We start from the raw sequence: 12,170 nt of genomic DNA, 5'->3' as shown, positions 1-12,170 counted from the left end.
CTGACGCGGCCCAGCTGCCAGGCGGTGTTATCGCCCAGGCGATGGGCGACGAAGCCATGCGCCGCCTCGTGAAAGGTGATGGCGAAGATAAGCGGCAAGACCCAGACGGAGAGGTCATATAGGGTGACGGTCACATGCTCGATTCCAAAAGGCGGACGTGATTCGTGGTGCACGCTATCATGCCGCAGGGGAACTGGTGCCCGGTAGGCGGGCTTATCGTAAGCGGAATGCTAAGTCGGGCCTTTTGGATATTGCGGCAGGTCGTCATCCAGCCGGACCCAGGCGATTTTTTCCGAGACCCAGATGTGCTCGGTTGGTGCAAAGGCGTTGCGATCGTCGAAATTCGCCAGCGCAACGCCCGCCGCGGTGCCGTTGCGGCGCCAGGAAAACAGCCGCGTCCCGCACTGCTTGCAGAAAACCCGATCAAGGTGATCAGAGGAGGGGTAGTGGCCCGTATCGCCCTTTAACGTGATGGCGCGCTGGTCGTACAGCGCCCGCGCGAAGAACGGCGAACCCATCGCCTTCTGGCAATTGCGGCAGTGGCAGATGCGCACATTGAGAGGCTCGCCCTCGCATGTGAAGCGAACAGCGCCGCAGAGGCATCCGCCTTCTCGTGTCATCTGTCGCCCTAGTATGTTGCTCGTCCGCCGGAGATGTCGAACACCGCCCCGGTCGAGAAAGAGCAATCCTCGGAAGCCAGCCAGGCCGCCAGCGCGGCGAGCTCCTCGACCAGCACAAAACGGTTCTTCGGAATTTTCGACAGCATGAAATCAATGTGCTGCTGCGTCATCTGGTCGAAGATCGCCGTCTTCGCCGCCGCCGGCGTCACCGCATTGACCATGATGTTGTATTTGGCGAGCTCCTTGCCAAGCGATTTCGTGAGCGCGATCAGGCCGGCCTTGGAGGCCGAGTAGTGCGCGGCGTTCGGATTGCCTTCCTTGCCGGCGATTGACGCGATATTGACGATCCGGCCGTAGTTTTGCTGGATCATGACCGGCGCGATGGCCTTGCAGCAGATGAAGGGGCCGTCGAGGTTGATGCGCAGCACCTTGCGCCATTCCTCGAAGTCGGTTTCCCAGACCGTCTTGTTGACGCCGGCAATCCCGGCATTGTTGACAAAGATATCGATCTTGCCGAGCGTCTTCAGCGCTTCATCGCGCGCCTTCTCGACGGCGGAGAGATCGGTCACCTCGACCTTGAATGACGTGACGCCGGCGCCGATTTCCTTGGCCGTTTTTTCCGCCAGCGGCTGATCATTGTCCCAGATTACGACCTTGGCGCCCGAGGCGACGAAACGTTCGGTAATCGCGCGGCCAAACCCCTGAGCTCCACCGGTGACAATGGCGCAGCGGCCGTTGAGATCGATCTTGTTCATTGAATAAAGTCCTTTCGTCGAAATTCAATTCTGCCGCGCCGGCTTGCAAGCCTGCTTTGTCTCCCCGTGCTTACGGGAAGAGGGTTGGGGTGAGGGGCTGTTTCATAGCCGCGAAAACCATGGATGAGGCCATTACCTGTTTTGCCCGTCACCTGCGCTTCGCGCGACATCTCCCGGCGAGCTGGAGAGGTGAAGATCATAGCGTCCAGCCGCCATCGATGACATGCGCGACGCCGGTGGTGAAAGCGCTCTCGTCGCTGGCGAGGTAGACCGCCAGCAGGGCTATTTCCTCTGCCGTGCCGAGCCGGCCCATGGGCTGCCGCGCGATGAACATCTCGCGCCCGCCAGGCCCGGCCGCGGCCGCACGGCCCAGCATCGACGGCGTCTCGATGGTGCCGGGGCAAATGCAATTGCAGCGAATGCCCTTGGTGATGAAATCGGCCGCCACCGATCGCGTCAATGCGGCGACGGCTGCTTTGGTCGCGCCATAGACATAACGGTTGGGCGCTGCCTTGAAGACGCCGGCCGCGGAAGAGATGTTGACGATCGAGCCGCCGCCGCGTTCCAGCATTGCAGGGAGGAAGCTTCGGATCGTCCGGTGCATCGATTTGACGTTGAGGTCGAAGGAAAAATCCCAGTCCTCGTCGGAGCAATCGAGCACCGTGCCGTGATGCACGAAACCAGCTGCATTCAGCAAGATGTCTACCGCGCCGACGCGCTTGGCCATGGCCGCGACCGCGGCGCTGTCGCGCGCATCCAGACGGGCCACGTCGTTGACCCCCTCGGTGGCAAGGCTTGCCAAGCCCTTCTCGTCGATATCGGTGGCGAAAACGCTGGCGCCCTCGCGTGCAAAGGCAACCGCCGAGGCGCGGCCGATGCCGGCAGCCGCCGCGGTTACGAAAGCGCGTTTGCCCTTGAGGCGGCCTGACATCTGGTTCTCCGTCATCCTTGGCAATTGTCCTACGCGTCACAGGCCGGCTTGACCCGCTCATCCATCTTCTTTTGATGAATAGCGGTGGATTGCCGGCCCAATTCCGACAATGACAATGCGCTAATGATTATCCCTGGCGACGCCGAATGTGCCGGCGACGTTGTGATAGCGCGTCGCGAGCTCCATGCAGGCGCCGGTCGAATGCTGGCCAACCGTCGAGCGATAGATTTCCTGCCAGGGCGTCTGGTTGGGCGGATGGGGGAAGCCGCCTTTGGCCTTCAAGTCCGCGCGGCGCTTCTTCAACTCGTCGTCGGAAATCAGGATGTTGGCACTGCCCTTGTTAAGGTCGATGCGAACCCTGTCGCCGGTCTTGAGGATCGCAAGGCCGCCATCGGCGGCGGCTTCCGGAGAGGCGTTGAGGATCGACGGCGAGCCGGACGTGCCGGACTGCCGACCGTCGCCGATGCACGGCAGCGACAGGACGCCCCGTTTGATCAGGGCCGCCGGCGGTTGCATGTTTACGACCTCCGCGCCACCGGGATAGCCGATCGGTCCGGTGCCGCGCACGAACAGGATGCAATGCTCGTCGATATCGAGTGACGGATCGTCGATCCGCTGGTGATAGTCCTCCGGCCCCTCAAACACGATGGCGCGGCCTTCAAAGGCGTTCGGATCCTTCGGGTTGATCAGATAGCGGTCGCGGAATTCCTTTGAGATGACGCTGGTCTTCATGATCGCAGAATCGAAGAGATTGCCGCGCAACACGATGAAGCCGGCATCCTTCACCAGTGGCTTGTCGTAATTGAAGATGACGTCTCCATCCGGTTTGGGCGCCTCGCGGCAATTGTCGCCCATCGCATGGCCGTTGACGGTGATGGCGTCTTCGTGAATCCGCTTGGCCTTCATCAGTTCGCGCACCACGGCGGGTACGCCGCCAGCGCGGTGGAATTCCTCGCCGAGATAGAAGCCGGCTGGCTGCATGTTGACGAGCAGCGGAACGTCGAGGCCGACTTTCTGCCAGTCATCGATCGACAGCTCCACGCCGATGTGGCGGGCGAGCGCATTGATATGGATCGGCGCATTGGTTGAGCCGCCAATGGCCGAATTGACGACAATACAGTTCTCAAATGCCTTGCGCGTCAGGATGTCGGAAGGCTTGAGGTCCTCCCAGACCATGCCAACGATACGCTTGCCGGTTTCGTATGCGATTTGGCCGCGCTCGCGATAGGGCGCTGGAATCGCCGCGCAGCCGGGCAGGGACATGCCGAGCGCTTCGGCCAGCGCGTTCATCGTCGAGGCGGTCCCCATGGTGTTGCAGTGGCCGACCGACGGCGCCGAGGATGCGACGAGCTCCATGAACTGGTCGTAGTCGATCTCACCGGCGGCGAGTTGTTCGCGTGCCTTCCACACCACGGTTCCAGAGCCGGTGCGCTGGCCCTGATGCCAGCCGTTGAGCATCGGTCCGCCCGACAAGACGATCGCGGGCAGGTTGACGGTCGCCGCCGCCATCAGGCAGGCCGGCGTGGTTTTGTCGCAGCCCGTGGTCAGCACCACCCCGTCCAGCGGATAGCCAAACAGGACTTCGACCAGGCCGAGATAGGCGAGGTTGCGGTCCAATGCCGCAGTCGGGCGCTTGCCTGTTTCCTGTATGGGGTGCATCGGGAATTCCATCGCGATGCCGCCGGCGGCCCTGATACCCTCGCGGACCCGATGCGCCAGCTCGATGTGGTGGCGGTTGCAGGGCGATAGGTCGTTGCCGGTCTGCGCGATGCCGATGATCGGCTTGCCGGACTGCAATTCCTCCCGCGTCAGGCCGTAATTGAGATAGCGCTCAAGGTAGAGCGCAGTCATCCCGGGGTTATGGGGGTTGTTGAACCACTCGGAAGAACGGAGTTTGCGCCTGGTGACGCCGGTTAGCGGCTTGTTCATGGTTTTTTCTCCCGCAGCGCACGCGTGATTTTTGTGCGATACCTTGGCCGGAAGCCGGCGTTTTCGCATGTCGAGGTGCGCTTCGCAACGTCAGTCAGCTGCGGCAATTTTTTAAGACTTTGATCCAAGGACATCGCTGCAAAAGTCTGATATGAGGCCACTAAATCGGAGGCCGTCGGCATGTACCGGCGGTCGGATCGCGTGTTTTGGAGGGAATGTATGTCGTCTGTGCATATCCGCGATGTGCGGAAATCGTTTGGTGGCTTTGAAGTCTTGCACGGCGTGACAATTCCGATCGAGGACGGGGCATTCGTCGTTCTGGTCGGCCCTTCCGGGTGCGGCAAGTCGACCCTGCTGCGGATGCTCGCAGGGCTGGAAAACATTACCTCGGGCACGATTTCGATCGGCGATCGCGTCGTCAACAATGTCCAGCCCAAAGAGCGCGACATCGCGATGGTATTCCAGAACTACGCGCTCTATCCGCACATGACGGTCGCCGACAATATGGGGTTCTCGCTCAAGCTCCGCGGCGCCAATCCCGCCGATATCAAGAAAGGTGTCGCCCGCGCCGCCGAGATTTTGGCGCTGACGCCGCTGCTCGACCGCTATCCGCGGCAACTCTCGGGCGGCCAGCGCCAGCGCGTCGCCATGGGACGCGCCATCGTGCGCAATCCGCAGGTGTTTCTGTTCGACGAGCCGCTATCCAACCTCGACGCCAAGCTGCGCGTGGCGATGCGCACCGAAATCAAGGAACTTCACCAGCGGCTGAAGACCACGACCGTCTATGTGACCCACGACCAGATCGAGGCGATGACGATGGCCGACAAGATCGTCGTGATGCATGATGGCATCGTCGAGCAGATTGGCTCGCCGCTTGAACTCTACGACCGGCCCGAAAACCAGTTCGTCGCGAGCTTCATCGGTTCGCCCGCGATGAATTTCCTGAAAGGCAAGGTCAAGGTGAATGGCAGCGCCAGCTTTGAGGCGCCCAACGGCGTGAACTTGCCGCTCGCAACGGCGCCTGCGAATTCCGACGGAAGGCCTGCAGTCTACGGCGTGCGGCCGGAGCATTTCACGATTGCCGACGATGGCGCGGAGGCCGAGATCGTGGTGGTCGAGCCCACGGGGTCGGAAACCCAGGTGTTCGCCAATCTGGCCGGCGAGCAGGTCGTTGCCGTCTTCCGCGAACGTCATCAGTTCGCGCCGGGCGACAAGGTGCGGCTGAAGCCCAATCCATCGGTGGTCCATCTGTTCGACGAGGCCACCGGCAAGCGAATTTAAGAGTCGGCGCATATCAATCGCCGACAAAAGCCAATCAAAAAGGGAGAAATGGTACAATGAATAGCTTTACACCGGATCGGCGCTCTCTGCTGAAGGCGGGCGGCGGCCTGCTGGCGGTCGCAGCCACGATGTCCGCCGAGGAATTGCTTGGCTATGCAAGGGCTTGGGCGCAGGCCTCGCCCTGGAAGCCGGAAGCCGGCGCCAAGGTCAACCTGCTGCGCTGGAAGCGTTTCGTCGAATCTGAAGATGTTGCGTTCATGAAGATCGTCGACGCGTTCCAGAAGGCGACTGGCGTCACCATCACCGTTTCCAACGAGTCCTATGACGACATTCAGCCCAAGGCTTCGGTCGCGGCTCAGACGGGGCAGGGGCTCGACATGGTGTGGGGCCTTTATTCGTTGCCGTTCCTGTTCCCGAACAAATGCACCGACATGAGCGATGTCGCCGATTATCTCGGCAAGAAGGGCGGCGGATGGTCCAAGACCGGCGAGGCCTATGGCAAACTCAACGGCAAGTGGATCGGAGTTCCGGTCGCTGCAACCGGCGCGCTCGTGAATTACCGTATCGGCGCGATGGAAAAGGCCGGCCACAAGGAGTTTCCGAAGGATCTCGCCGGCTTTGCCGATCTCGTCAAGGGAATGAACAAGAACGGCACGCCAGCCGGAATGGCCCTCGGTCACGCCTCCGGGGATGCCAATGGCTGGCTGCATTGGGCTCTATGGGCACATGGCGGCAATTTGATCGATGCCAACAACAAGGTGGTCATCAACTCACCGGAAACGGCCAAGGCGCTGGAATACGTCAAAGGCCTTTACGACAATTTCATTCCCGGAACTGCCTCCTGGAACGACAGTTCCAACAACAAGGCGTTCCTGGCAGGGCAACTCCACCTGACCGTCAACGGCATCTCCATCTACGTCGCCGCGAAGAAGGACAATCCGCAGATCGCACAGGATATGAACCACGCCCACCTGCCGCTGGGCTTGGATGGAAAGGCCCGCGAACTGAACTTGGGCTTCCCGATCCTGGTGTTCAACTTCACGAAGTTCCCGCAGGCCTGCAAGGCGTTCACCGCCTTCATGATGGACCCCGAGCAGTTGAATCCCTGGGTCGAGGCCGCCCAGGGATATCTGTCTCCTTTCCTCGTCGGGTTCACCAAGAACCCGATCTGGACCGCGGATCCGAAGAACACGCCGTTCCGCGACGTCGGAGAGACCTCGCTGACGCCGGCGGGGCTCGGACAGATGAGTGAAAATGCGGCCGCGGCAATCGCCGACTTTGTTGTGGTCGACATGTTCGCGAATTACTGCACCGGTCGAGAAGATGTGAAGACCGCGATGGCCTCGGCGGAACGTTCCGCCAAGCGCATCTTCCGCTAATATCCACGTCCTGGCGCGGCCGGTTGGCTGGCCGCGCCAGGTACTCCTGTAGACGGTTCGGGCTTGGCCCGGCTCGGAATTGGAACGAGATGACCACGCTTCAGACAACTACCTCCGCACCGGCAGGGCGCATCGAGAACCCCTCGCTGTGGTCGCGGCTCAAGTTCAACCGCAATTTCATGGCGTTCTGGTTCATGCTGCCGGCGGGCGCATTCCTTATCCTGTTTCTGGCCTATCCGCTGGGCCTCGGCGTCTGGATGAGCTTTACCGACGAACGCATCGGCCGCGCCGGCATGTTCGTCGGTCTCGAGAATTACGAATGGTTATGGGACGACGCCATCTTCTGGCTGTCGGTTTTCAACACCATCCTCTATACGGTCGTCGCGAGCACGATCAAATTCGCGATCGGCCTTTATCTTGCTCTGCTGCTCAATCGCAACATGCCTTTCAAGGCGCTGATCCGTTCCATCGTGCTGATCCCGTTCATCGTGCCGACCGTGCTCTCGGCGATCGCGTTCTGGTGGATTTACGATTCGCAGTTTTCGATTATCTCCTGGTCACTGACCAAGCTCGGCCTGATCAGTCACAACATCGATTTCCTCGGTGATCCGAACTGGGCGCGCGCCAGTGTCATTTTCGCCAATATTTGGCGCGGCGTTCCCTTCGTCGCGATCACGCTGCTTGCAGGCCTGCAAACCGTTTCGCCCTCGCTCTACGAGGCGGCGACGCTCGACGGTGCCACCAACTGGCAGCGTTTCCGCTACATCACTTATCCGCTGCTTACCCCGATCATCGCCGTCGTGATGACGTTTTCGGTGCTGTTCACCTTCACTGATTTCCAGTTGATCTGGGCGCTGACCCGCGGCGGACCGGTGAACGCGACCCACTTGATGGCAACCCTCAGCTACCAGCGCGGCATCCTCTCCGGACGTTTGGGTGAGGGCGCGGCAATTTCGACTGCCATGATCCCGTTCCTGGTGGCGGCGATCGGGATTTCCTGGTTCGGCATGCAGCGCCGCAAGTGGCAGCAAGGATCGAGCAATGACTGATTCCGTGCTTCCGACCAAAGGCCCGGCCGGCGGGGTCACCGCGAACGCTCCCGTCGGCGTGACCGACGACAATGAGGGCATGAGCTATCTGGAGTCGCTGCCACGCCGCGTGGTGACGCTCTATATTCCGCTCGGGCTCATCCTGATCGTGCTGCTGTTCCCGTTCTATTGGATGGCGCTCACGTCGATCAAACCCGACGAGCAGCTGATCGACATGAACACCTACAATCCGTTCTGGGTGATCCATCCGACGCTAAAGCACATCAATAAATTGCTGTTTGAGACCCAGTATCCGCGCTGGCTCTGGAACACGATGTATGTCGCGGTCGGCGCCACCACGCTTTCGATCATCGCGAGCGTGCTTGCGGCCTATGCGATCGTGCGCCTGCGCTTCAAGGGCGCGGACACCGTCGGCGTCCTGATCTTCTTTGCCTATCTGGTGCCGCCATCGATCCTGTTCATTCCGCTGGCCTCGGTCATCCAGGCCTACGGCCTCTTCGACTCGCCGCTGTCGCTGATTCTGGTCTATCCGACGCTGCTGATTCCGTTCTCGACCTGGCTGCTGATGGGATACTTCAAGACCATCCCGTTCGAGCTTGAGGAATGCGCGCTGATCGACGGTGCCTCGCGCTGGCAAATCCTCACTCGCATCGTGGTGCCGCTTGCCGTCCCCGGCCTGATCTCGTCCTTCATCTTCTCCTTTACGCTGTGCTGGAACGAATTCATCTACGCGCTGACCTTCCTGCAATCGACGCCGAACAAGACCGTGCCGGTTGCGATCGTCAACGAGTTTGTCGACGGCGATATCTACAAGTGGGGCTCACTGATGGCCGGTGCACTGGTGGGTTCGCTGCCGCTCGTGATCCTGTACGCTTTCTTCGTCGAGCATTATGTGTCGGCGATGACAGGGGCCGTGAAGGAGTAACCGAACTCTCGTGGATTTGTCGTAGGGTAGGGAAAGCGAAGCACGCCGACCGTCTTCGGGGTCGCCCGACGCTGCGGCGAGCACGGCGCTCAGCGCCTTTGCCCACCCTGCTGGTTTGAAGGAGTAACCCTTTGCATATTCTGGTTCTGGGCGCGGCCGGTATGGTCGGGCGCAAATTGGTGGATCGCCTCGTCTCCGACGGTCGGCTTGGCAAGGACGATATCACCAAAATGACGCTTCACGATGTCGTCGCGGCGAAGCAGCCCGAAAGGGCCGGCTTTCCGGTCGAGGTCATGGCTGGCGATTTTGCGCTGCCCGGCGTACCTGAAAAACTGATTTCCGGTCGTCCGGACGTGATCTTCCATCTTGCGGCGATCGTCTCCGGCGAGGCGGAGCTCGATTTCGAGAAGGGCTATCGCATCAACCTCGACGGCACGCGGATGCTCTTCGATGCGATCAGGCTGGCCGGCGGCGGCTACAAGCCGCGACTGGTGTTCACGTCGTCGATCGCGGTGTTCGGCGCACCGTTCCCGGACGCCATCGGCGATGAATTTTTCAATACGCCGCTCTTGAGCTACGGAACCCAGAAGGCGATCGGAGAACTGCTGCTCGCCGACTATACGCGGCGAGGTTTTATGGATGGCGTCGGTATTCGTCTGCCGACCATCTGCATCCGCCCGGGTCTGCCGAACAAGGCGGCTTCGGGCTTTTTCTCCGGCATCCTGCGCGAGCCGCTGGCCGGCCAGGAGGCCATCCTGCCGGTATCGGAGGACGTGCGGCACTGGCACGCGTCGCCGCGCTCGGCGGTCGGCTTCCTGATCCATGCAGCGACTATGGACACCGCAAAGATCGGTCCGCGCCGCAACCTGACCATGCCCGGCATTTCCGCCACCGTAGGCGAACAGATCGCCGCGCTGAAGCGCGTGGCGGGGGAAAAAGTCGCGAGCCGGATCAAGCGCCAGCCGGATCCCTTCATCGTCGGCATCGTCGCCGGATGGCCGCGCAATTTCGATCCGAAGCGGGCGCTTGAACTTGGCTTCACGACCGCCGAAAAATCATTCGATGACATTATCCGGATTCACATCGAGGACGAATTGGGTGGCAAGTTCGCGGCCTGACGTTTCGATTAACTTCGCAGGAGAAGGACCATGACAGCCAGCATCGTGGGATGGGCGCATACGCCCTTTGGCAAGTTTGACGCCGAGACGGTCGAGAGCCTGGTCGTCAAGGTCGCCAATGAGGCGCTGGCGGATGCTGGCATTGCGGCCGCCGACGTGGATGAGATCGTGCTCGGCCATTTCAATGCCGGCTTCTCGCCGCAGGACTTCACCGCAGCGCTGGTGTTGCAGGCCGACGCGCACCTGCGTTTCAAGCCGGCGACCCGGGTCGAAAACGCCTGTGCAACCGGCTCGGCCGCCGTGCATCAGGGCATCCGGGCGATCGCCTCGGGGGCGGCGAGAATCGTGCTGGTGGTCGGCGTCGAGCAGATGACGCGCACGCCATCGGTCGAGATCGGCCGCAACCTGTTGCGCGCGTCCTACCTGCCGGAAGACGGCGATACGCCCGGCGGCTTTGCCGGCGTGTTCGGCAAGATCGCGCAAGGCTATTTCCAGAAATACGGCGATCAATCCGATGCGCTTGCGATGATCGCGGCGAAAAACCACAAGAACGGCGTTTCCAACCCTTACGCGCAGATGCGCAAGGATTTCGGCTTTGAATTCTGCCGCTCGGAAAGCGAGAAGAATCCCTACGTCGCGGGGCCGCTGAAACGTACGGATTGCTCGCTCGTGTCGGATGGCGCCGCGGCGCTCGTCCTCACCGATGCCGAGACGGCGAAAAGGATGGGCAAGGCCGTGAACTTCCGCAGCGTGGCGCACGCGCAGGATTTTCTGCCGATGAGCAAGCGCGACATCTTGCAGTCCGAGGGCTGCTCGGTCGCCTGGCAGCGCGCGCTCGAGAAGGCGGGCGTGGTGCTTTCCGATCTTTCCTTTGTCGAGACCCACGACTGCTTCACGGTCGCCGAATTGATCGAATATGAGGCGATGGGGCTGACGCCGCGCGGGCAGGGCGCACGCGCCATCAAGGAAGGCTGGACGCAGAAAGACGGCAAGCTGCCGGTCAATCCGTCCGGCGGACTGAAAGCCAAGGGCCATCCGATCGGTGCGACCGGCGTCTCCATGCATGTGATGACGGCGATGCAGCTCACGGGGCAAGCGCCGGAGGGTATGCAGATCGCAAATCCGAAACTCGGCGGCATCTTCAACATGGGCGGTGCGGCGGTCGCCAACTATGTTTCGATCCTGGAGCCCGCGAAGTAGGCGAGGCTTTGAGCGATGAACATCGCCGAATGGCTTGCCTCGACGGCCAGGCTTCGCCCGGAGGCGCCGGCGCTTCTGACCGGCTTTGATCTCGACGCTGACTACAGGACCTTTGCGGACCGTGCGGCAGCGATCGGTGTCGCGCTGATGCGCGAGTACGGAATCAAGCCCGGCGATCGCGTCGCGCTGTTTGCCTCCAACTGCACGCAGTATCTCGAATGCTTGTACGGCATCTGGTGGATGGGCGCGGTTGCGATCCCCATCAATGCCAAGCTGCATGGCCGTGAAGCCGCCTGGATTTGCAGCGACGCCGGCGCCAGCCTGGCCTTCGTCTCCGACGATACATTCGAATCGCTGACCGCGGCTTCGGCCGACCTGCCGGCGGCGATGAAGACCTTGTCGGTCAACAGCGATGCTTACCGCGCGAGGCGCCAAGGCGAGGGGGCGCCTGCACCGCTGGCGCGTGAGGTCGATGATCTCGCCTGGCTGTTCTACACGTCGGGCACGACCGGGCGGCCGAAAGGCGTGATGCTAAGTCACGGCAATCTGGTTGCGATGTCGATGTGCTATCTTGCCGACGTCGATCCAGCGACGCCGCAAGACGCTTCGCTCTATGCCGCGCCGATATCGCATGGCGCAGGCCTCTACAATTTTCCGCATGTGCGCATGGGCGGACGGCATGTGGTGCCGGAATCCGGCGGCTTCGATCCGGACGAGGTGCTCAACCTCGCCCGTCAACTCGACAACGTCGTGATGTTCGGTGCGCCGACCATGGTTCGCCGCCTCATCGATGCCGCCAAACGGCGCGGCGAGAACGGCGAAGGCATCCGCACCATCATTTACGGCGGCGGGCCGATGTACCTTGCCGATATCCGCGAGGCGATCGCCGTCATGGGCCAGCGCTTCGTGCAGATCTACGGCCAGGGTGAATCGCCGATGACGATCACGGCGCTCAGCCGCGAATGGCACATGAACACCGATCA

At 61.5% G+C, this 12,170-nt stretch carries 11 protein-coding genes and 1 pseudogene; 7 read left to right on the top strand and 5 right to left on the bottom strand.

Annotated elements, in window-relative coordinates; genetic code table 11:
* The 5 genes and pseudogenes from NEZ08_RS11580 to NEZ08_RS11560 all read right to left on the bottom strand — a co-directional run.
* A pseudogene (locus NEZ08_RS11580) lies at window positions 1-134 on the bottom strand (site-2 protease family protein); the annotation flags it as partial.
* Between the two features lie 96 nt (window positions 135-230).
* Window positions 231-620 (bottom strand): GFA family protein, encoded by a 390-nt coding sequence (locus tag NEZ08_RS11575; protein ID WP_298106934.1) that lies wholly within the window; start codon window positions 618-620, stop codon window positions 231-233.
* A gap of 8 nt (window positions 621-628) precedes the next feature.
* Window positions 629-1,375 carry an SDR family NAD(P)-dependent oxidoreductase gene (locus tag NEZ08_RS11570; protein WP_298106933.1) on the bottom strand — a complete coding sequence of 249 codons (747 nt, stop codon included), beginning with the start codon at window positions 1,373-1,375 and terminating at the stop codon, window positions 629-631.
* 196 nt (window positions 1,376-1,571) lie between these two features.
* Window positions 1,572-2,306 carry an SDR family oxidoreductase gene (locus NEZ08_RS11565; RefSeq protein ID WP_298106932.1) on the bottom strand — a complete coding sequence of 245 codons (735 nt, stop codon included), beginning with the start codon at window positions 2,304-2,306 and terminating at the stop codon, window positions 1,572-1,574.
* Window positions 2,307-2,426: 120 nt separating this feature from the next.
* Window positions 2,427-4,235 carry an IlvD/Edd family dehydratase gene (locus tag NEZ08_RS11560; protein WP_298106931.1) on the bottom strand — a complete coding sequence of 603 codons (1,809 nt, stop codon included), beginning with the start codon at window positions 4,233-4,235 and terminating at the stop codon, window positions 2,427-2,429.
* A gap of 219 nt (window positions 4,236-4,454) precedes the next feature.
* Between NEZ08_RS11560 and NEZ08_RS11555 the strand changes: the two genes are divergently transcribed.
* The 7 genes from NEZ08_RS11555 to NEZ08_RS11525 all read left to right on the top strand — a co-directional run.
* Window positions 4,455-5,516, top strand: coding sequence for an ABC transporter ATP-binding protein (locus NEZ08_RS11555; protein WP_298106930.1), 1,062 nt, complete (start codon window positions 4,455-4,457; stop codon window positions 5,514-5,516).
* Window positions 5,517-5,572: 56 nt separating this feature from the next.
* The gene (locus NEZ08_RS11550) at window positions 5,573-6,895 is read left to right on the top strand and encodes an ABC transporter substrate-binding protein (protein ID WP_298106929.1); all 1,323 of its coding nucleotides are present in this window, start codon (window positions 5,573-5,575) and stop codon (window positions 6,893-6,895) included.
* 89 nt (window positions 6,896-6,984) lie between these two features.
* Complete coding sequence (locus NEZ08_RS11545; RefSeq protein ID WP_298106928.1) at window positions 6,985-7,944, top strand: carbohydrate ABC transporter permease; 960 nt, start codon at window positions 6,985-6,987, stop codon at window positions 7,942-7,944.
* Window positions 7,937-8,869 carry a carbohydrate ABC transporter permease gene (locus tag NEZ08_RS11540; RefSeq protein WP_298106927.1) on the top strand — a complete coding sequence of 311 codons (933 nt, stop codon included), beginning with the start codon at window positions 7,937-7,939 and terminating at the stop codon, window positions 8,867-8,869. Before NEZ08_RS11545 ends, NEZ08_RS11540 begins: the two co-directional genes overlap by 8 nt.
* A 131-nt stretch (window positions 8,870-9,000) precedes the next feature.
* A complete protein-coding gene (gene denD / locus NEZ08_RS11535; RefSeq protein ID WP_298106926.1) occupies window positions 9,001-9,987 on the top strand; it encodes a D-erythronate dehydrogenase in 987 nt (328 codons plus the stop codon).
* A gap of 30 nt (window positions 9,988-10,017) precedes the next feature.
* Entirely contained in the window at window positions 10,018-11,187 is a 1,170-nt protein-coding gene (locus tag NEZ08_RS11530; RefSeq protein WP_298106925.1) for an acetyl-CoA acetyltransferase, read from the top strand.
* A 15-nt stretch (window positions 11,188-11,202) separates the two neighbouring features.
* Window positions 11,203-12,170, top strand: a 968-nt coding sequence (locus NEZ08_RS11525) for a class I adenylate-forming enzyme family protein (protein WP_298106924.1), incomplete at its 3' end; no start/stop codon positions are given.

Source organism: Bradyrhizobium sp. (assembly GCF_027451485.1).
GTDB lineage: Bacteria > Pseudomonadota > Alphaproteobacteria > Rhizobiales > Xanthobacteraceae > Bradyrhizobium.
Note: the sequence above shows the minus strand (reverse complement) of the source record. Positions and strands in the feature narration are given on the sequence as shown.

Bases quoted from the DNA above. Each gene is read 5' to 3' on its own strand.
- NEZ08_RS11575 (WP_298106934.1), bottom strand. From the start codon at position 620: ATGACACGAGAAGGCGGATGCCTCTGCGGCGCTGTTCGCTTCACATGC.
- NEZ08_RS11570 (WP_298106933.1), bottom strand. From the start codon at position 1,375: ATGAACAAGATCGATCTCAACGGCCGCTGCGCCATTGTCACCGGTGGA.
- NEZ08_RS11565 (WP_298106932.1), bottom strand. From the start codon at position 2,306: ATGTCAGGCCGCCTCAAGGGCAAACGCGCTTTCGTAACCGCGGCGGCT.
- NEZ08_RS11560 (WP_298106931.1), bottom strand. From the start codon at position 4,235: ATGAACAAGCCGCTAACCGGCGTCACCAGGCGCAAACTCCGTTCTTCC.
- NEZ08_RS11555 (WP_298106930.1), top strand. From the start codon at position 4,455: ATGTCGTCTGTGCATATCCGCGATGTGCGGAAATCGTTTGGTGGCTTT.
- NEZ08_RS11550 (WP_298106929.1), top strand. From the start codon at position 5,573: ATGAATAGCTTTACACCGGATCGGCGCTCTCTGCTGAAGGCGGGCGGC.
- NEZ08_RS11545 (WP_298106928.1), top strand. From the start codon at position 6,985: ATGACCACGCTTCAGACAACTACCTCCGCACCGGCAGGGCGCATCGAG.
- NEZ08_RS11540 (WP_298106927.1), top strand. From the start codon at position 7,937: ATGACTGATTCCGTGCTTCCGACCAAAGGCCCGGCCGGCGGGGTCACC.
- NEZ08_RS11530 (WP_298106925.1), top strand. From the start codon at position 10,018: ATGACAGCCAGCATCGTGGGATGGGCGCATACGCCCTTTGGCAAGTTT.